Origin of the sequence: Anabaena sp. FACHB-1391, from assembly GCF_014696755.1 — a bacterium.
GTDB classification, from domain to species: domain Bacteria; phylum Cyanobacteriota; class Cyanobacteriia; order Cyanobacteriales; family Nostocaceae; genus Dolichospermum; species Dolichospermum planctonicum.
Genome location: NZ_JACJQS010000005.1, coordinates 81,001 through 101,543 on the forward strand (window position 1 = coordinate 81,001; position 20,543 = coordinate 101,543).

Consider the following 20,543-nt stretch of genomic DNA (forward strand, 5'->3'; position numbering starts at 1 on the left):
CAGAGAATCTTTTTGATTTTTTTAGCCGGCTTCAAAGAGAAATCTAACTTTACCAAAGGCTATTTCATCACCTGAATTTAAGGGTGTGGGTATGGTAATTCTAGCACTAAAGCGAGTTTGTCCTGGTGCTTTGATAAATACTCCGTTGGTAGAACCTAAGTCTTTGATTTTCCATGTTCCTAATTCTTGATAAATTTCCGCATGATTGCGAGAAACTGTTTCTCCACCGAAAAATTGTTCTAAATCAATTTCTACTGGTCCTGTGTCTGGATCAAATATGCCCACAATAGCGTTATTATCTATGATAAATTCTGGTATGGGGGCCTTTGTTTGTTTGGATGTTAGTTTGGCTTTGGTAAATGTGTTGGTAATTGGGGGATAGTTGGGTTGTGGTGTGGTTGGTTGAATGACTGTAGGCGCTAAAGTTGGTTCTATTTTTGGTTGTGGTGTGATTGTGATTTGTGCTGTGGTTTGTAGTTCTGAACCGCAAGCATTACAAAATCCTGAATTGTCTAAATTTTGATCATAGCCGCAAACTGTACAGGTAATCATTGTCTTTTTCTCCTCGTTTTTAATTATTAATCTTTTTTCGCACCCAGACAATTACAATTATTAGATAAGCTGTTACGCACCTAAATTGTATAATCCTAAAATAGTTAAATCTTGTGGGGTGGGCATCTTGCCCGCCAGACTTATCCTAAAATAGTTAAATCTTGTGGGGTGGGCATCTTGCCCGCCAGACTTATCCTAAAATAGTTAAATCTTGTGGGGTGGGCATCTTGCCCGCCAGACTTATCCTAAAATAGTTAAATCTTGTGGGGTGGGCATCTTGCCCGCCAGACTTATCCTAAAATAGTTAAATCTTGTGGGGTGGGCATCTTGCCCGCCAGACTTATCCTAAAATAGTTAAATCTTGTGGGGTGGGCATCTTGCCCGCCAGACTTATCCTAAAATAGTTAAATCTTGTGGGGTGGGCATCTTGCCCGCCAGACTTATCCTAAAATGGTTAAATCTTGTGGGGTGGGCATCTTGCCCGCCAGACTTATCCTAAAATGGTTAAATCTTGTGGGGTGGGCATCTTGCCCGCCAGACTTATACAAATTAAATACACAACAGCTTATTAGATATTTGAATCAGTCTCACTCCTAACTTCTGCTATATTTACGTTCCTGTGAGTTTTCTCATTTCTGCTTCTGAAAGCATTTCGTTAATATCATCCCCCATTTTTACGGTTTTACCTTTTGCCCCCATTTTCACGGTTTTGCGAGTTCCATCGGATATTTTTCGGGTTTTTCGCAGTTCTTCCTGGGCGTTGTTTAAGGATTCGGTCATGTCTTTATTGCCGATTTTTACGGTCATGCGGCGGGCTGTTTCTAATATTTGTTCGGCTTTTTGTGGATCTTGTTCGGCTATTTTTGTGGCTTGGTCGACGAGGTTGGCTATGTTGCATTGTTGTACATAATCCATGACCTCTTGATTGACTTGGGCTGCATTTTGTTGTCCAGGAATGAATTGGATAATTAGGTTTTCTGGTGGTAGTTCACCACGGATTTTTTGTCCAGGTATATCATAAGTCATTCCCACCTGGGCGATACGCACACGACCAGCGGGGCGATTATTAATGGTAAATTCTAGGATAAATATGGTTTCGTCATTAGCGATCGCATTTCCTATAGGATGAGGATCTTGATTAATGGGAAACTCGGCTTGGGTCGGGTAAGCCCGAACTATGCGAGTCAATTCCACACCTTTGACTGTTTTCACTGTTAGAGCTAAGTTGGTGATAACCTCTTGTTGGGCTTGGCTATATTCGTCTATAATTTTATCGGGTAAGTCGAGGATAGAAATTTGTGTACCTATGGCTTTTCCCGGAACTATATAAAGTAATTTTCCCCCCGTAGTATCGCTAAGATGGGTAAGTAAGTCTTCATTAAATTCTCCCACTCCCAATGCGGTAATGGGGATATTATTAGTGGCGAAATTACTAGAAATTGACCGACATTGATCCTCATCAAATGTTTGTCCGTCCGTAAATAACAAAGTCCGTCTGACTGTCATTTGTTGTTCACTTAAAATATCATAAGCAGTACGTAATCCTAGTCCCATGCGTGTACCACCAGAAAATTCCCGAAGTTTCTCAATGGCCGTTTCTATGTGGTTGATTTCTGTCGCACTGGTTAAACCAATAATTTGGGAAGCATGATCATCAAATTGGACTATAGCAATGCGATCGCTAGTTGTCAATTTTCCTGAACGCACTAATGCTAATAAGGATTCAATGACTAGATCTATTTTCGATTTTCCACCTATAACCTTTTCATATTTTTTACCATCCTGTTCATAAATAATACCCGTTGGTTTTGACTCTCCTAATATTAGCTCATACATTGATCCACTAGTATCAATGACAAAGGTAAAGGTTGTGGAGGGACGACTGGTAGCTATATCTTTGGTGGGACGTAATTTCAACATCACAAATAATTTTTGTGCTGCTGTATCGGCTGGCATAAATTCCCGGTGGGGAGTAATATTAATGTTAATATTATTCTGCATTTTTCTTTCCTAATTGAATAATTAAATAAAATTTAAAGGGGGAAGCATCCCAAATTCAGGTTCTAGATCCGATAAATCCGGGTCAATTATTTTCGGGATTTCTTGATTTCCCATTTCCTGGAGTTGGTCAATATTTTCCTCTATTAATAACCGCAAGTTGAGAGTCAGAGAACTAAATCTATATCCTTCTCTAATATCCTTGATCCAAGTTTGAATAATGTTGTTGAGTTGATGATCTTTTATGGCTGACAGGCTGAGTTTTTGCAAAGTTGCACGGATATCTTCTTTGATAGCGGGGGTAAAAATCTGTTCTGGCATATCTTCTTGACTTGGGTTTAGATCTAAAGTGTAACTGTATCGTTCTGGTGAATCCTTAGGTTGCAGATGAAATGTATATTTAACCATTCGCAGTAACAGTCTTATCTTTAACTTCTATAGTGATTTGTCCTAATTTGCGGGTATCACCAACTTTTAGAGCTTGACTGGTTTTTTTCATATTTCTTCTAGCTGCATACTCTTGATCAAACTGCATAATAATGTTTTCTCCTTCTTTAAAGATTTTAGCAGTAATCGGTGTAAATCCATCGGAGGCATTTAAGGGAATTTCTACATTTAAAGAACTACCAATTAAAATTGGCTTTGTCCCTAATAAATAGGTGGTTTGTTCCGTTGCAGTCCAATTTACTAATAGATAAGGTTGTGATTCTAACTGCTTTTGTTCTATCCAGGCGATCATTAAACCAATGAAAAACCCGATCATAGACGTACCGGATAAACGCCCCAAAACATCGCCAAAAATACTGCGTGTAATTAAGAAACCACTACCACCAATTCCTCCCCCAACTGTTCCACCTAATAAAGCATTTTTTAGTTTTAAATTGGGAACAAAAAACCTAGTCCCTCCTCCTACTAATGCACCCAGAATCACCCAGGCGACAATATACCCAGTTATTTCTAACCCAGCTATACTGGAGAAAGGTAAAAATACAATTTGTCCGGTTGCACCTGCTATCATACCCGCAGCTAGACTACCAAAGGTGCTAATAATGCCTTTACGTACTGTTAATAACGGCAAGCGCGTATAGCGGTTTTGTCCCATAATTAAAGCCAGGGATATTCCCATGGCTAAAAATGCTGTCCAACCACCAGTGCTTAATACTAAATCAATGATACTGTAGTTTTTGCCGGAATTAGATCCCACTAATTGTTTATAAATTGCGGCTTCGGCGTTGCGAAATGCTTGCTCAAATTGACCAGAATTAGCATAAAATACTAAAGAGCGATAGCGAAGCGCTCCGTAGGAATCGCCTGTAATTTGAGTTAAATAACTTAAATCCGCATCCCCAGTAGCAACTGCAATTAATTTTACTCCTGTTTTTGTAGTAACTAAAGCTGAATTATAAGCCAAATTAGGGTCATCTGGTACACCATCGGTAAATAAAATGATATTTTTATTTAATGCAGTTGTTTGTAATTCTCCTAAAGCTGCGTCAATACCTTCAGCCATTGGTGTACCTCCACTTTCTGATAGAGTATCAACGGCATTTTTTAAAGTGTTAGCGTCCTGTGTGAGTGGGGTAGCGGTTTTAATTTCCCCTCCAAAACTGACTACTGCTAGTTGATCTTTTTGGAGGTCACGACGTTCTATAAATCTATTAGCTGCTGTTTTCACCTCTGTTAATTTTCCATCACTCATACTTCCAGATGTGTCAATTAATAAAACTATGGCTTGGGGAGTGACGGGAGCAGGTGGGTTTGATTTACCTTCGGTTAAGTCCAAAAATGGTTCTCCTAATAGAATTGCGGCTGTGAGACATCCACTAGCACCGTATATTCCAAATAGTAGGGGTTTGTTATTTTTTAAGCGTTTAAATGGGTTAAAGTTTTTCATTTTTTAATGAGCATTTTTTAATTAGATTTAGATATTCTATTAACCTTGTTAGTCATCCTCTCGTAAACCATACGTGATATTTCTGGAAACAACGTTTTATCTTTAAAAAAACTTGGATCATCTCCGAACACGACTAATATATATTTAGATTTTTCATCAGGACTAACTATAATAGCCGCATCGTTACGAGTTTTGGAGTTCCAGCCCATTTTTGAATAAAATTTGACATTTTGAGGTAGTTTTTCACCTAAAAAACCCTCAATAGCATTAAATTCTTTATTTTTCCAAGCTACTGGTGATAAATCTCTTTTCATTAATTTTTTCATTTCCCGACTATATTTTTTAGAAATTGATTTTTCCATATATATTTCATATAATAAACGCGTTATATCATAAGAGTTTGTATAGTTACGAATAGGGTTGATTTCATTATCACGAAGTTGTAAATCTCGACCTACAGGGGCATCATTTTTTTGATAAGAAGTAGGAAAAACTTTTTGACTGATATTAATTGGAAAATAACCAGCATTTTGAAAAAATAAGTTCATGGCTAAACGCTTTTGAAGCCACTCTTTTAACTCCTCACTTGATAAAGATTCACCTGATTCTGTTCCTGTGATTTTATCTACAATCACACTAGAAGATTCATTATCTGAATCCTGAATCATTTTTTTTAAATCTTTCTCAGAAATGATTCCTCGTTGTAACTTATTAGTGTTGTAATTTCCATACAAGTAAACCATCCAAAATAATTTTACTACACTTGCGGTAAATCTGGGATTTTTCGATAAATGCCCAGCATAAGTAGGAAATTCTGGCTGATTTATTTCTAATAAACTAACAGATAGTTTATCACTTGGTAAACCTTTATTTTCAACATAACTGACAATATCATTAACTATTTTATCTAGATTTTCACTACTTTTAAACTGTGGAGGTTTAACATTATAAACTACCTTTGCATATTTATTTTCTATATTTTGTAAATTGTATTCATAAGACTGAATTAATCTCATTTCATTTTGTGATGTAGGCATCAAAGTTTCTATGGATACAGAAGTAGTTGGTACAGGTTTTAATGCTTTTATAGTATCTATATTTTCATTGTTTAGATATACAAAAATTTGAGTGTTTGCACTATTATCATTATATGGAGGAACAATTATCAAATAATTACCACTTTCACGTAATATTAATTTATATTTGCCATAAAGACTAGTTTCTTTATTTGCTGGTGTTTTTAAGATTATCTTAGTATTAGAATTAACGTTGATAACTTTTCCAGTTTGACCTTCAAAACGAAAACAAACTGTTTTATCGTTGGCTGTATTTTTTTTATGTAAATTTTGTATATCAGATGTTAATATCAATGGTGATATCACCTGACATTTTTGTTGATTAATGTCAACCATTTTAGTTGGTGCTTTGTTTTGAGTAAATTTATTGAAAACAATTACAAATAGTGATGTCGGTAGTAAAAATAAGAAAATAATTCTCCTCATCAAAACTGATATATTTATTTTACGGCTTATTTTGCGAGTTTTATTATTATTATTCATCTGCCCACCTTTTTGTAATCAAAAATTTTCCAAATTCCGTTTTCTTTTTCAAAAACGTAAATAAAATTATTGGTATAAGAACCTGAACTTTCTCTGTCAATTCCATTCTTTCCATATAAATACATTTCTTCAAAAACCCTAACTGTTATATAAGGTCGTTTGCCAGAATTAGAAAAATTAATAACTTGCTTCACCTCAGAAATATTGTATTTATAATAAGCATCATTTTTTTCTAACCAAGCAACAGGTCCATCCGCTTTAGTTGTAAACGTATACAGTTTTCCTGTTGCTAATTGATTAACTAAAGCAGTATCATAAGGTGGACCAAAGATTCTGGGTTTAGCTGCATACCATTTCTCGACTAATTCTAATGCTTGTTCTTGAGAAATATCATTTTCCGGTTGGATATTATTATTTTCTAAACTAGATTGATAATTATTATTATCAGAAGTCCTTTCAGAAGTTGCTTCAGGAGTATCAGTGGGTGATACAGTAGGGATACTAGCAGCAGTCTCTAAAACCCCTAAACCCATTGTTAAATCAAAGGTTTTTACCCCTTGAGGTGCAGCAACTTGAATAATATATTTACCATTTTTCGGTAACTCTCCACCTTTGAAAATTGCATTATCTGGAGTAAATACCCAAAGACAAACATCCGCATCTGTATTATAACTTAACTTTTGTCCTGTTGTTGCTGTAAAGGTATAACCAACATTTTTATTAGCGCTAACCTGACCAGACTTAGTAACTGTACTTTCATTTAATACAACCTCCTCTACATCTTTTCCACTCAAGGAAACCATAGGTTTTTCCCCACAACCAGAGGAACTGATAGCATTAGAGGAAACAGAGGAAACATTGGCTAGAGGATTTTTTATTGTTTGACAACCGATAACTGATAAACAGGTAGAGTACACAACCAAATTTTTCAACATATTAAATCATCTCAGGTTTGCTAAACAAGAATTAATTTTCATCATGGTGCGGATTTATCATTAATTAATCATGTACTATCATTTTGACTCCAGATTAAATAAATACGATTGCGAGAATCTTGAACAGTTTTCCCATTATTCATATAATACCATAATTCTACATCTAAAGTAACATTATCACCATTATCATTGACAATTTTAACATCACCAATTTTTATTTCTTTCACACTATCCCACCATTGTTGATATTCTGCATAAGTACCAGAATATTTATTTTTAAACTGATTTGATAGTTGATTCCTCGTTTGACTATATTCACGGTTGTTTAAAGATAAATAATGATTTCTAATAAAATCAGCCGCATCTTTTCTGGGTGAACTTTCTATATTAGTTTGACTGGTTTCTAAAGGTGTTTGACTAGTTTCTAAAGGTGTTGGTTCTACTGATGATAATGGTTTATCTGTATCGTTTTCTAATTCCAATCCTAAATCAAAGGTAGTAGAACCATTCATAGCAGCAACTTGAACAGTATACTTACCATCCAGAGGTAAAATAGGACTATTAATTAATTGATTATTTGGTGTATAAACCCAAATACAAACATCTTGATTAGTTTGATAAACCAGTTTGTCACCTGATTTAGCCGTAAAAGTATAACCAAGGGATTTATTATTAGTCACCATACCTGTTTCCTTAATAGCCTGAGAACCTAGAGAAATAGCTTTAACATTGTTGGTTTCTAAAACTGCTGTTGGTTGAGTAGGACATTGGGAAGTAATGACTTGATTTCCTAGCTGATTTTGAGAACAAGCAGTGAGAAAATAAAGACTCAAAGAAAATAAAAATATTCGCCCATATTTTGCAAATACACCCATATTATTAATCTCTTTGTGCTTCTGCTTTGAGATATTTTCCCCAATAGTGAAAAGGGACTACCCCACCAATTATAACTATTAATAACACCGATATGACCATAATCAGACGCACTCCCAAAGGCAGCGATCGCCCAAAGACAGGCATAATATATTCTATGATTTGCGACTCCTTAGCTTTACCTTTTTGAGAACTCACTTTCACCTGCACCTGATGTTTAGAACCCCGTTCTGCGTCCTGTTGAGTAAAGGTAATTTCATACTCTCCTAACAACGCATTCAGAAATAATTGCAAGTTCTCGGCTATCCTTTCCGCATTACCAGAAAACTCCGCAATTCCCCCCGTTAATTTAGCAATTTCCCCTAGTCTTTTTTGGTCTACAAATTCTGCCTCTGGTACCTTACCCTTTTTCAAATCAGCACGAGTAGCAGGTCTGCCCAATTTATATTTTACACCTAATTGTTCCGGTGTCAACCCATAACCTAAAGTATGTACCGTAATATTTTCATGTCTTTTCAGCAACTTAGTTAAAGATGCAAAATCAGCCCCCTCATTAGGTACATTGTGATATCCGTCAGACAGGAGAATTATTGATAATCTAGGTTGTGGTTGGAAAGAATTTTCTGGTAAAGAAAAACGGGAGTCCTCAGAATTACCTAAAAACTTCACCGCTTTGGTTAAAGGTTCATATAAATCAGTAGACGCACAGGGAGTCAAACTTTTGAGATAATCCAGATTATTTTGCAGTTTAAAATCATTGGCCGCCAAAAATTTATCCAGAGTTTCTTTATTTACAGGTGATTCGGGACAATTACTACCAGCTTTACCAAAAGGAACAATAGAAATTTGAGTATTTCCACCCCGTTCAGCAGAAATTTTAGTAAATTCACGAATTGCATTAATCGCACCCGCTATTTTTTTAGTGCCACCACTATCTACTTGATTCATACTGCCACTAAAATCTAGTAGAACTACAATCCAAGCGGGAGGAGGTACAGTCTCTTCTGGGCTTTTCCAATCTTTAGGTTTAACCTCGACCTCCTTTTTATCAACCGTCAATTTAAAATTAGTATCTTCCAAACCCATGACAGGCCTATCATCTCCACCTTTAACCTTAATTCTAATTGTTACCCTGTCATCCTTAAATGTGGGACTACCAATGATTTCTGCCTTTTTTACCTGGGCTAAACTAGGACAAACCATAGTCAGAAGCAACAACAAGGATAGACTAAGCCTGGGGGTCCAAAAAGCGGTTGTAGTAGACAAAGCGATAATATTTTTCCTCATTAATCTCATCTCCCTCAATGGTGTAAAAGGTCAATACATAATTATGCTTCAAGGGGATCATCTTTCGAGATTTTGTACGGACACTATTTATTTCTATGGCATAAAAGAACTGTTTATCAGGAATAAGCAGCGCCGTCCGGTTTTCTAATTGAATATCGGCCAGGTGGGGAGGTAGACCAGGAATAGAAATAGTGCTGTCAATACTAGAACCAATGGTAATAGTCTGATTTCCCGGTAATGAGATAGATAAACCTTCTTCTATTTCATCCTCATTCAAGCTATCATGTGGTGTGACAAAAGAAAGCACCGATTTATTAATGTAGGGATAAGATTGGTTAAGGGTGGGTAGTTCCGAGTCCTGATCATGATTTTTAGTGTCTGGTTGAATGTTTAGTTGAATGTTTGGTTTAATATCTGGTTTAATCTCCCTATATTCAAAACCACGACCAGCCCGCAAAGCCGCGAGATAACTAGGGGAATTGGTGAGACTAAAAACCCCACCCAGTAATAAACCTAAAATAGAAAAACCAATAGGATCTTCTACACCCTTGAATTGTGCCGGCATTGTCCCCAACATAACGCGAATGATCTCAAATATAATTGCTGCGGCAAGACTTGCCCCACTAGCAGCAATGAAGCTGGTTTTTAGTCTTTGTTGAAAGCGTTTTTTACTCCCCGCCTCCATGCTGTACCAACGCCAACTTAAACCCTCTGCAATACCCACAGAACTACCAATTAATAACCATCCTAATGTTCTCACAATGGGAGTCGGTACACTAATAATTGGTAAAAACAGGATTTGGGAAATAATACCAGCAATTAAACCAGAAAGTATCCCTAAACCCAAAGCTATTAATAGGGGCTTTTGTGCCGTTTGAAAACTGCGTTTTGGTCTGGTGGGGTTACTGACAAATATTTCATTCATTACCATACCAAAAGCCAGGGAAACCGCTATACAGGGAAAAAGGGTAATTTCGGGAAATTGTGTAAATAACCCCAAATCTGTGAGGAAAAATTGACCTATATTCCAGCCTAGTAAAGCCGATGTCATGCCGGCTAGTATGTAAAAGTAGATTCTCATGGTTGCTGTATCCTTTAGTTGCTTAAATATTAATCTTAAATATTAATTTTTAGATTAATTTTTAGGGATAAGGGTGTAAATTGAGTTCGTTAATAAAGCGATAATCACTTTGATTTTTGCTTAGTAAATAACCATTAATACTAATTGCTATTGCTGCAATAAAAGCGTCAGGAATTAATAGCCCATGACTCAATTTAATGATTCAAGTTTATCAATAGCAACTTGAATACTTCTAGCAGAGTCAATTAAAATATCGGTATCTACAACAATAATGTTATTCATCTTCTATTTCCACTGATTTTGTCTTAACTGACGCAACCATTGATTACTATCTTCCATATCTTTTCTATCTTTCCACATGCCAATAAATGGTTCATTTTCTAAATTTATAGAATTATTTTGCTGCACAGGAAACGATGTAGTTATATTTTGAGAGATGATCTTTTTTTCTTCATCATTTAAAGAGTTAATAACTTGAATCAGGGAATCAAGTAATTTAGTATTCATTTTTTTATCCTCTTATTGTCAGTAAGGAAAGGAAACCTATAAATTTACAAACTTCCTTAGGGTAGCATTCCCCAGGAAATGATGGTTTCACTGTGGCGTTTTTGCAATTTATCATTTTCAATGCAGTATTTATATTTTACAACAATTCAGTATTTTTTGTATTTTTTATTTCCCCTCCTTATAAAAAAACCAGATTTTCTTATTTCCCCCCCTTGAGGGGGACTTTCGTGGAGTAAAATTACGGGACACCACGTTTAAAACATCCCCCCACATTGTACAACAATTCAGTATTTTCTGATTTCCCCCCTTATAGAAAAAAACCAGATTTTCTTATTTCCCTCCTTGAGGGGGACTTTCGTGGGGTAAAATTACGGAACTTTTTTACGAACTAAGTAGGTGAACGGAAAAAACCGACACAAGTAACGAAAAGTAAAATTGCCCAAAACCGTTCGGCTGACGCTCACGGCGAAGCCTCTTCCCTCTTTCCTCTTCCCTATTCCCTATTCCCTCTTCCCTCTTCCCTATTCCCTCTTCCCTCTTCCCTCTTCCCTATTCCCTCTTCCCTGTCACCTGTCACCTCTTCCCCTGTCACCTGTCACCTGTCACCTGTCACCTCTTCCCCTGTTCCCTGTTCCCTGTTCCCTGTCCCCTGTTCCCTCTTCCCCTGTCATAACGACAATTTTTAACGCCAACCTACTTAAGGCCTGTACTTCCTGTTAAAACTCTTTCTAACTTTTCTAGGACCTCTTCTCGTATATGTTCTTCTGTTTTTTCGTCTTAGTTGTGTTCGTGATATTTCTTGACCGTTTTTGTTAACGTTGTTAGGTATTTGATTTGGTTTTGTTTTTTCATCAATAACATCATCTACAACCACTGGAACTAATGGCTTGATTGCACTAAAAGCATAACTTGTCTCTGGCTCTAAAACTCTAACCGGACAGTTTTCATCATCGTGGAAAGTCTTGCTACACAAAGATTTTTCAATATCAATAGCACTAGTAGAAGATTGCCAATTTTTGACATCAATAAACGAACCACTGACTAAGATTAATAGTGAAACAGGAACAACAAATTGAATTTTCATATCCACCTCCAAAGTCATCAAATCAAGAACATGATCAATTAAATTCTTTTTTACCCCACCCTCTTGCAAAGGGAACAATTTCCCACCAATACATCCGGGGGACTAGGTGGCGTAATTTAACTCTACTACCTCACGGATTGGTTTTGTTATTGACTTTTGGCTGTTTTTATTTCATAGCTTTTATATCATCTTTCAATTTTTTGTAAAGCTCAGAATCTTTTTCATTAACACCATCACTAGTATCATTTTTCTGTCCCAATGGCCATAAACATATCCCGAATATTGGTATTGGCAGGTTACATTTATTGTCTTGACTCCCATTATTTGGATTTGCAATAATTTTTTGATATGTTACATTCTTTTTAATTTGATAGTTATAAATTGCTGTCATCCATTGCTTTTGAATCTCTAAATCTGTCGGTTCGTTACCAGGGTCTAAAGCCTCATATTGAAGTGCTGTATTTTTTGGATACAAAATATTTCCCAGCTTGTCTATGACTTCTTGTTTTATATCTTTTTCTTTTTTTGCTACTGTTGGTAGTGTTGCTAGTTTTCCTAGATTGATTTTCTTGTTATAGGCTTCATTTGCCTGTTGATATTTATTATCTTCTTCTGTTTTTTTCTGCTTAGTAACATCCTTTACAACTGCTGGAACTAATTGCTTGATTTCACTAAAACTATAACTTGTCTTTGGATCTAAAACTATAACCGGACAGTTTTTATCATCTGGGAAAGTCTTGCTACACAAAGATTTTTCAATGTCAGTTGCACTGGTAGAAGATTCCCAACTTTTTGCACCGATAAACCAACCACTGACTAAGATTAATAGTGAAAGGGGAACAACAAATTGAATTGGCACAATATACTCCTGGGTGATAAAATCAACAACATGATCAATTAAATTCTTTTTCGGTTCAAGACGTAAACCAAAAACAACAGGTGAGCGACGATGACGATGTTGTTGATTAGCTACTTCATAATATAAATCTTTGTCAACTATTCCATCACTCACTTGATAAAAATATGCAGCTAAATCATATTCTCCGAACTTGTCAAATAATTCAGCAAAAGGTTGATATTCTTCCCCTTTGTAGTATCCTTGTCGAATACCTTGCCAACTATTGATTAAAGTTGCCCAAATTTGCTTTTGGCATTTAAAATCATTTTGCCATGAATCTTTTTCAGACCCCACAGGAGAACTGGTAGGGAATATTGAATTAGGATCAGGGTAAGAACTGCTTTTGTATGCAGTCTTAAGACTAGAAAAATGATCATCAATTAATTGTAAATCATTCTGAATATCAGCAATAAAATCTTTTTGAGCATAAGCCCAAGCACTACCATCTGTGGTTAATAACCAATATACACAATCTACAGATATTTTCTGATTTAATAAATCTAATAGTAGATATTTAATCCCTTTTGCAAGTTGTTCCTTAGGTAATAAACTCCGAATAGCTTTTTGCAATTCTAAAGATATAGTTTGATGCTGGTCAGGTTTTTTACCCCCTTGAATATTCAACCATGCTAAAAACTGCGGTAATGTTTTTGGATTTACTATTGCTCTTAAAGTTATTAACCGCACCAATTGGGGACTATAAATTTTTTGTTTGATGGCAATTTCAGCACCTTCTTTATTAAATAGAGTTTCCCAGTCTTCAGCAGTGACATTCTCATTTTCTAACCCTGCTACAATTACCCCCACCGCTTCCGGTTTGACTTGGGAACTGTGGATTAATTTCCTTATGGCTGGTCTTAGTGATGTTTCTAAGTTCATTGATTTCGTGAATTAGCTTTTAGTAAATTTTTTTAGCCCGTCAGTCAATCAGTCAGACGGGGAATCAATTCCCCGCTACGGTGTGGACACAGTGAATTACAACAAAATCTCGTTTTTACCCCACCTTTTTGCAAAGGGAACAATCTCCCACCAATACATCCGGGGGACTAGGTGGAGTAATTTAACTCTACTACCTCACGGCTTGGTTTTATTATTGACTGTTGACTGTTGACTGTTGTGGTTTCATGGCTGCTAAAATATCATTTTTCAATTTTTTGTAAAGCTCAGAACTTCTTACATCATCAGTACCATTACTAGTATCATTTTTCTGTCCCAATGGCCATAAACATATCCCGAATGGGAGGTTACATTTATTGTCTTCACTCCCCTTATCTGCAATTTTTTGATATTCTACCTTGTTTTTAATTTGATAATTATAAATTGCTGTCATCCATTGCTTTTGAATCTTTAAATCTGTCGTTTCTTTACCAGGGTCTAAATCTGCATATTGAAATGCTGTATTTTTTGGATACAAAATATTTCCCAGCTTGTCTATGACTTCTTGTTTTATATCTTTTTCTTTTTTTGCTACTGTTGGTAGTGTTGCTGATTTTCCTAGATTGATTTTGTTGTTATAGGCTTCATTTGCCTGTTGATATTTATTATCTTCTTCTCGTTTTTTATCCTTAACAACATCATTCACAACCGCTGGAACTAATTGCTTGATTTCACTAAAACTATAACTTGTCTTTGAATCTAAAACTATAACCTGACAGTTTTTACCATCTGGGAAAGTCTTGCTACACAAAGATTTTTCAATATCAGTTGCACTAGTATAAGATTCCCAATTTTTTGCACCGATAAACCAACCACTGACTAAGATTAATAGTGAAATAGGAACAACAAATTGAATTTTCATATCAACCTCCAGAGTAATAAAATCAAGGACATGATCAATTAAATTCTTTTTCGGTTCAAGACGTAAACCAAAAACAACAGGTGAGCGACGATGTTGTTGATTAGCTACTTCATAATATAAATCTTTGTCAACTATTCCATCACTCACTTGATAAAAATATGCAGCTAAATCATATTGTCTGAACTTTTTAAATAATTCAGCAAAAGGTTGATATTCTTCCCCTCTATAGTATCCTTGTCGAATACCTTGCCAATTACTTATTAAAGTTGCCCAAATTTGCTTTTGGCATTTAAAATCATTTTGCCATGAATCTTTTTTAATTGGTGGTTGAACATGATGGAGTTGTGAATCATTTTCAGACCCCACAGGAGAACTCCTAGTGAATACTGAATTAGGATCAGGGTAGGAACTGCTTTTGTATGCAGTCTTAGGACTAGAAAAATGATCATCAATTAATTGTAAATCAGCCTGAATATCAGCAATAAATTGTTTTTGTGCATAAGCCCAAGCACTACCATTTGTTGTTAATAACCAACAAAGACTATCTACAGATATTTTCTGATTTAATAAATCTAATAGTAGATATTTAATCCCTTTTGCAAGTTGTTCCTTAGGTAATAAACCCCGAATAGCTTTTTGCAATTCTAAGGATATAGTTTGATGCTGGTCAGGTTTTCTGCCCCCTTGAATATTCAACCATGCTAAAAACTGCGGTAATGTTTTTGGATTTACCATTGCTCTTAGGGTTATTAACCGCACCAATTGGGGACTATAAATCTTTTGTCTAATGGCTTGTTCCGCACCTTGAGCATTAAATAATTTTTCCCAATATTCAGCGGTAACTTCTTTATTTTCTAACCCTTTAACAATTTCCTCTACTACTTCTGGCTTGACAGTGGAACTATTGATTAAACTGCGAATGGCAGATTTTAAGGCTGCTTCATCAACATTTATTGCGGAAACAACCTGACCAGCATTAGCAATAGCTCGTTTTAATCCTTCATAAGCCTTTTGTGATGCTGGTTGAATTACCTGAAACCGTTCTGGTTTTTCCAATGCTTCTACATTAAAAGCCCACGCAACAGGTAAAACTTTTTTAGACTTGTTAAATTTTGTGATTGCTAAGGCGTTAAGAGTATATAAATCATGTTGATTTTCTGCTGGTAATACTATTGCTTGATCTTGTGCAAACGGTAAAGATTCATCCTCTTTTGTCAGGTGCGGTTGACCTGATTCTCTCATAAATAAAAAAGGACTACCTTGAAAATCTAAGGGGTTAAATGTTGGTTTTTGGTTTTGTTCCCACCAAGCCAATATAAACCGTAAATTATGATCTCCCTGACACAAAAAATAACGATAAAAAGCCGCACTGCGTCCCACTTCATCCTGTCCTCGTGTGACAACAGCCATGACAGACCAAACATCACCACCACCTCCTACTATCCGGCCGATAATTGCTGGCTTTTCCGTAGAAGATCCTTCAGTTAAAGCAAATTCCTGATTAGCAATAGACCTTTCTACCACTGGAGGAATAGGGTTAATAGTAGCGTTCATGTATTTTCCGGTAAAACCCAGAGACACCCAACCATTAGCCCTTTCTTGAACGTGAATACCTGTACTAAATTCGTGAATTTCAATATTTGGTGAACTCATGTTTTTAACCTTTATCTAATTCTGGATGACGTGAACCTGTACAAAGCCAATAAATGGGAGCAACTAAACCAAAAGGCCGCCAAAGTTTGGGATTTTTAATTACCGCTGTTACCCCTCCCCTATTTCTACTTAATAAGTTAACATTTGGTTCAGGATATTTACTACCCAACATCCCAAAAGCTGAAGCTGCAAAAAATTCTATGTTACCCCCTCCCATTTGTTGCCATGATTGTAATTTTCTGCAAACTTGGGGAAACCGGGCTGATGCTAAAAATGCTGGTTTATCTCGATTTACCCACAAATCAGATTGTTCACATTTATTCAATACTAAGGCAATGCGCCGCTTACTTCCACCCAGATCATTCCGGTCTAGTGCTAACAGCAATTTATCTAAACCATTGGCATATTCTAAATCTTTGCGCCGACTACTACCATCAACTAAAAACAGAATACCATTACACTGTAAACAGTCTTCTAAATATTCATCTAATAGAGGATCTTTGACTTTATGCAGCAAGTCTGTAAAAAATTCCCCAGCATAATCTTTAGAACTGACATTTAAATTCAGTAATTTAGCACCTAATTTTTTTTCCTTGAGCGTAATTTGTAAGGTGCAATCTTTCACCTCTGACACATTTTTACTTAAATCAGTTTGTTCTAATTGTAAACCTTGTTCTAAGATATTTTGAGCTTTATTGATCAGGTCTTCTCCCCCTTCGTCCACTGCGGTTACAGCTTGCACTGGACTATCAGGATCAGCATTTGGCCATCGGGCTAAGGAGGCCATATATGTGGTTTTTCCAGAAGTGCGATCGCCTATAATTCGTAATACTGCACTACTTTGTAATGTGGGCTGATTTTTATTCTTAAATAAATTAAACATCTTCTTTCATCCTCTTACCTGTACTTAACCAATAGAGAGGTGAAATCATGCCATAGGGCGACCAGTTATCAGTTTCTCGTAACACTGAATATCTACCCCCTTGTCCTAATTCTTCCTTACGATTGGGGCGCGGATCTTTATTTCTTAAAACCCCAAAAGTAGATATAGCATAAAACTGTAAATTTTTATGAGAAATATTGTCTTTTAAAAATGACAGTGTTTCCGGGAAATGAATAGCAAATAAATCATTTTCAGGATCTAAACGACCAGGCCACAGTTCCCCCCGTTCACATTTACTCATGGCTACAGCTAACCGTAAATCATGCAATCTTCCCTGTTTATCCATTAAATCTATAAACCTTTTAAAGACTCGTTTATAAAATTTATCCGTTCCTTGTCTCCACTCTGTTAATAGAATTAAACACCCTTGAGTATCTTTACTTAAACACTCATTCATAAATTCTTCATGTAATGGATCGGTAGAGACTGATTCTAACTCTTTAAAAACCTCTCCTGGATAGTCTCGCACAGCTAAGTTTAGCTGCTCTAGTTTTCGCCATTTTTTCTGAATTTCAATCATGAATGAATAGACTTTCAAATCATCAATTGATTTCACATATTTCTGAGTAGGTTCTAAGGATGCACCCTCTAAAATAATGTTTTCCGCTTTGTCTGCTAATTCTTTGGTTTCTTCATTCAATGCTTGCACTTTAAAATTTTTCTTTTTCCATGTTGCTTTTCGTGGTTGATAAGCCAAAGCCGCTAAATAAGTAGTTTTGCCAGAAGCCTGTGGTCCGATGATATGAATGTTGCTCATGTTACACCCTTTTAACTAATTAATTATTTAATTATTTCAACAACGGAGAATGATGAAGATAGTCCCAGCAATATACAGCAAGTAGCTTTGAGTGAGGTACACCTTGTGCGGGCAAGATGCCCGCACCACAAGAGTTTTATTATTAATATCTGTACTTCATAAACGGATAACTGCTGTAATTTGCGGCTATACAAACAAAGTCCGCAGAAAGTGGACTAAATAAATGATGAATTTCCAATCAGTACCGGCGGGTTTTGCCTGTGTAGATGGGATTTCTCATGACCGGTGCTGGTTTCAATCCCTGAAAAAACCTGAAAAAATTTGTTTAACACAATTCCCACCTATTTCGCTAAAAAACTACCCAAATAAATCCAAGGTAATTCTAATAAACCTCGATGATGAATAGATGTAATGAAACACCGCACCGAGCCACCGGAAAGACCATTATTTAATTGTTCTAATTGGGAATAAATCGGACGAAAATATCTTTGTAAAACATAAATATGCCGCTGCTGCCAGTTGAGGGAACTACCATAGGGCTTATAAGCTAGTTTACCACCTTCCTTGGTCAAATCACAAAATAAATCAGCTTTATTGATACAAATCGCTAAATGTCTGACATTAGGACATTGGTGATGAAAAAATTCTACCCACCTGTCAAAACGATTACACCATTGTTTTTGCGTGGCAAACTGCTCCACATCCGTACCCGGTTGTAAATCCATGCCCCGATGGGGTGGCAAAATCAGCAACAGTCCCTCGCTGTTATGAAGAGTTTGTAAAAATTGATTCCATCGTTCAGGACTATCCTTTTGCAAATTCCTGTCCCACACCTCCCCCGCTGTATCAATCCAATCTACCACCATTTGCTTATTACCAGACGGTAGCCGCACCTCCATCTCTAAATACCTGGGGTGTGGCATTTGCCGAGGTGTTGCGTAGGGCTGTGAGTTCTCATCCAACAATTGCACCCTCAGATTGTCATAATCGAGATTGGCAACTTTGACATATTCACCTTTGGGGTTGACCAACTCTAGAGCCAAGTGAGTCTTACCTGTTGCGCGATCGCCTATGTATACTACTCCCACCTTGATTATCTTTAGTACATTGGGTATATTTAAGTGCCATTATACAATAATTGTTTTGATACAAATAATCATTTTTAGATCAAGTTTTAAGTTTTGAAAAATTAATCATAGCTTCCGTAGGTTGACATGAAAAAACCAAGCCCTGTAAAAAATCTAAAAAAATCTAAAAAAATCTAAAAAAATATACAGCAGTTTCCGATATTCACAAAGTACAGATATTAATAATAAAACTCTTGTGGTGCGGGCATCTTGCCCGCACAAAAAGTACAGATATTAATAATAAAACTCTTGTGGTGCGGGCATACTATGGCTAACGCCACGCTACGCGAACGACCAAGTGTTACAGTGAGCTTGTCGAACTGCTCAGTACAAGTCTTGCCCGCACAAGGTGTACCTCACTCAAAGCTACTGGCTGTAAAATCGCTGAAAACCTCTTGCATTATACAATATAGAAATTAGGTGCGTTTTAACTTACACACCTAAATTTACTTGATATCTAATAAGGATCTGAGTCAAATCTTCCCCGCTTGACACTTCTGAGATAATAACCTCGTGACGGTAGTTTATTCAAATCAAAACTGTCACCTTGAGGAACTCTCCAAATTTTATAGTCGTGATAAGTGAGAGGAGTTCCTTTTTCACAAACTTCTGGGGGATGATCTCCTAACACAAAATAGGCTGCACCTTTACCCATAACTTTAGCAATACCATATCGATCAATCAACAAAGAAGTTTCTTCACTAATTGCTATCCCTAAAGCAGTTGAAGATACACCATCTTGAATTTGCCGAGCAATAAAAACCATAATTCTCCCCATTCTTTTGCGTTCATTAAAATGGGTATCAATAATAGTCCCTCGCAAATGCTTCCACTGAAAAAAGTTATAGGTAAAAGTAATATTTCTGTAAGGGTCATCAAGGGCTTCGTAAGTTTCAATGCTATCCACACAAGCGCAAGAATCATAAACATATTCACTTTGAATCATTGCCCCGGCACTTGTACCACCAATAGCACCACCTTGATCATAAACCGACTTGATAGCAACTTCTAATTTAGTATTTTTCCAGTGACGAATATATTCACATTGATCACCTCCAGCAAAGAAAATTACTCCAGCATTTCTGACTTTATCAAAAATATCCGTTCTGTTCGCTTCTTGGCGGTTACGAATGATGAGAGTTTCTACATATTTGACACCTTTCATGGAATAAATTAACTGATTGTAATCATCCTTACCAGCAGCCCGAATCACTAAAACATTAACTTTAATATCGCTGTTACTACCCCCCCTGACTTGATTAATCATCCATTGAATGGCATCATCAACATCAGTACCACCACCACCTAAGTTATGAACAGGACCGGCTAGTTTAGGTAATTGATAAATAGGTTCAGGGGGAGGAGTTTGGTGATCAGCAATGATATCCTTGAGGAACTGCTTTAACTGTGCTGTCAGACGGCCGATAATTTGGTTTACCACCCTCAACAAGCTGTTTTTTGCATTCTGCAAATGCCTGGATATATTTGGGAATGCTTTTGTCATATTCAAATCTTGTCAAGCAAACAGCAATCATTTCTAACTCTCGCATTTGAGGAGCTAAATTCCCAGCGTACAGGGTTTGTACTGTTTTTTTAC

The 20,543-nt window shown here is 36.3% G+C and carries 18 protein-coding genes; all 18 read right to left on the minus strand.

Features of this window, described 5'->3' with window-relative positions; genetic code table 11:
• Nucleotides 1–21: 21 nt before the first annotated feature.
• A complete protein-coding gene (locus H6F62_RS03830) occupies nt 22–552 on the minus strand; it encodes an FHA domain-containing protein (RefSeq protein ID WP_190371383.1) in 531 nt (176 codons plus the stop codon).
• 609 nt (nt 553–1,161) lie between these two features.
• On the minus strand, nt 1,162–2,553 hold the full coding sequence (locus H6F62_RS03835) for a VWA domain-containing protein (protein WP_190371384.1): 1,392 nt from the start codon (nt 2,551–2,553) through the stop codon (nt 1,162–1,164).
• 21 nt (nt 2,554–2,574) lie between these two features.
• Complete coding sequence (locus H6F62_RS03840; protein WP_137908037.1) at nt 2,575–2,958, minus strand: hypothetical protein; 384 nt, start codon at nt 2,956–2,958, stop codon at nt 2,575–2,577.
• Complete coding sequence (locus H6F62_RS03845) at nt 2,951–4,444, minus strand: vWA domain-containing protein (protein WP_190371385.1); 1,494 nt, start codon at nt 4,442–4,444, stop codon at nt 2,951–2,953. Before H6F62_RS03845 ends, H6F62_RS03840 begins: the two co-directional genes overlap by 8 nt.
• 17 nt (nt 4,445–4,461) lie before the next feature.
• Nucleotides 4,462–6,003, minus strand: coding sequence for a serine hydrolase (locus H6F62_RS03850; protein ID WP_242025899.1), 1,542 nt, complete (start codon nt 6,001–6,003; stop codon nt 4,462–4,464).
• Entirely contained in the window at nt 6,000–6,938 is a 939-nt protein-coding gene (locus H6F62_RS03855) for an ARC6/PARC6 family protein (protein ID WP_242025900.1), read from the minus strand. The genes H6F62_RS03850 and H6F62_RS03855 overlap by 4 nt, the downstream gene beginning before the upstream one ends.
• 68 nt (nt 6,939–7,006) lie before the next feature.
• Nucleotides 7,007–7,813 (minus strand): hypothetical protein, encoded by an 807-nt coding sequence (locus H6F62_RS03860; RefSeq protein WP_190371386.1) that lies wholly within the window; start codon nt 7,811–7,813, stop codon nt 7,007–7,009.
• A 4-nt stretch (nt 7,814–7,817) separates the two neighbouring features.
• Nucleotides 7,818–9,098, minus strand: a complete 1,281-nt coding sequence (locus H6F62_RS03865; RefSeq protein ID WP_242025901.1) for a vWA domain-containing protein — start codon at nt 9,096–9,098, stop codon at nt 7,818–7,820.
• A complete protein-coding gene (locus tag H6F62_RS03870) occupies nt 9,040–10,179 on the minus strand; it encodes a hypothetical protein (protein ID WP_190371388.1) in 1,140 nt (379 codons plus the stop codon). The genes H6F62_RS03865 and H6F62_RS03870 overlap by 59 nt, the downstream gene beginning before the upstream one ends.
• Nucleotides 10,180–10,240: 61 nt before the next feature.
• Entirely contained in the window at nt 10,241–10,372 is a 132-nt protein-coding gene (locus H6F62_RS21160; protein WP_255501485.1) for a hypothetical protein, read from the minus strand.
• Between the two features lie 92 nt (nt 10,373–10,464).
• On the minus strand, nt 10,465–10,686 hold the full coding sequence (locus tag H6F62_RS03875; protein ID WP_190371389.1) for a hypothetical protein: 222 nt from the start codon (nt 10,684–10,686) through the stop codon (nt 10,465–10,467).
• Between the two features lie 697 nt (nt 10,687–11,383).
• Complete coding sequence (locus H6F62_RS03880; RefSeq protein ID WP_190371390.1) at nt 11,384–11,839, minus strand: hypothetical protein; 456 nt, start codon at nt 11,837–11,839, stop codon at nt 11,384–11,386.
• A 97-nt stretch (nt 11,840–11,936) separates the two neighbouring features.
• Nucleotides 11,937–13,547, minus strand: coding sequence for a hypothetical protein (locus tag H6F62_RS03885; protein WP_190371391.1), 1,611 nt, complete (start codon nt 13,545–13,547; stop codon nt 11,937–11,939).
• A 211-nt stretch (nt 13,548–13,758) separates the two neighbouring features.
• Nucleotides 13,759–16,119, minus strand: coding sequence for a hypothetical protein (locus H6F62_RS03890; protein ID WP_190371392.1), 2,361 nt, complete (start codon nt 16,117–16,119; stop codon nt 13,759–13,761).
• Nucleotides 16,120–16,123: 4 nt separating this feature from the next.
• Entirely contained in the window at nt 16,124–17,002 is an 879-nt protein-coding gene (locus H6F62_RS03895) for a GTPase domain-containing protein (protein WP_190371393.1), read from the minus strand.
• A complete protein-coding gene (locus tag H6F62_RS03900) occupies nt 16,995–17,819 on the minus strand; it encodes a hypothetical protein (RefSeq protein ID WP_137908027.1) in 825 nt (274 codons plus the stop codon). Before H6F62_RS03900 ends, H6F62_RS03895 begins: the two co-directional genes overlap by 8 nt.
• Nucleotides 17,820–18,160: 341 nt before the next feature.
• A complete protein-coding gene (locus H6F62_RS03905; protein WP_190371394.1) occupies nt 18,161–18,907 on the minus strand; it encodes a hypothetical protein in 747 nt (248 codons plus the stop codon).
• Between the two features lie 496 nt (nt 18,908–19,403).
• Nucleotides 19,404–20,450, minus strand: coding sequence for a Type 1 glutamine amidotransferase-like domain-containing protein (locus H6F62_RS03910; RefSeq protein ID WP_137908025.1), 1,047 nt, complete (start codon nt 20,448–20,450; stop codon nt 19,404–19,406).
• Nucleotides 20,451–20,543: the final 93 nt, after the last annotated feature.

Coding starts and splice junctions, on each gene's coding strand:
- H6F62_RS03890 (WP_190371392.1), bottom strand. CDS start 16,119: ATGAGTTCACCAAATATTGAAATTCACGAATTTAGTACAGGTATTCAC.
- H6F62_RS03900 (WP_137908027.1), bottom strand. CDS start 17,819: ATGAGCAACATTCATATCATCGGACCACAGGCTTCTGGCAAAACTACT.
- H6F62_RS03840 (WP_137908037.1), bottom strand. CDS start 2,958: ATGGTTAAATATACATTTCATCTGCAACCTAAGGATTCACCAGAACGA.
- H6F62_RS03830 (WP_190371383.1), bottom strand. CDS start 552: ATGATTACCTGTACAGTTTGCGGCTATGATCAAAATTTAGACAATTCA.
- H6F62_RS03865 (WP_242025901.1), bottom strand. CDS start 9,098: ATGAGGAAAAATATTATCGCTTTGTCTACTACAACCGCTTTTTGGACC.
- H6F62_RS03845 (WP_190371385.1), bottom strand. CDS start 4,444: ATGAAAAACTTTAACCCATTTAAACGCTTAAAAAATAACAAACCCCTA.
- H6F62_RS03885 (WP_190371391.1), bottom strand. CDS start 13,547: ATGAACTTAGAAACATCACTAAGACCAGCCATAAGGAAATTAATCCAC.
- H6F62_RS03850 (WP_242025899.1), bottom strand. CDS start 6,003: ATGAATAATAATAATAAAACTCGCAAAATAAGCCGTAAAATAAATATA.
- H6F62_RS03875 (WP_190371389.1), bottom strand. CDS start 10,686: ATGAATACTAAATTACTTGATTCCCTGATTCAAGTTATTAACTCTTTA.
- H6F62_RS03855 (WP_242025900.1), bottom strand. CDS start 6,938: ATGTTGAAAAATTTGGTTGTGTACTCTACCTGTTTATCAGTTATCGGT.
- H6F62_RS03910 (WP_137908025.1), bottom strand. CDS start 20,450: ATGACAAAAGCATTCCCAAATATATCCAGGCATTTGCAGAATGCAAAA.
- H6F62_RS03860 (WP_190371386.1), bottom strand. CDS start 7,813: ATGGGTGTATTTGCAAAATATGGGCGAATATTTTTATTTTCTTTGAGT.
- H6F62_RS03835 (WP_190371384.1), bottom strand. CDS start 2,553: ATGCAGAATAATATTAACATTAATATTACTCCCCACCGGGAATTTATG.
- H6F62_RS03895 (WP_190371393.1), bottom strand. CDS start 17,002: ATGTTTAATTTATTTAAGAATAAAAATCAGCCCACATTACAAAGTAGT.
- H6F62_RS03870 (WP_190371388.1), bottom strand. CDS start 10,179: ATGAGAATCTACTTTTACATACTAGCCGGCATGACATCGGCTTTACTA.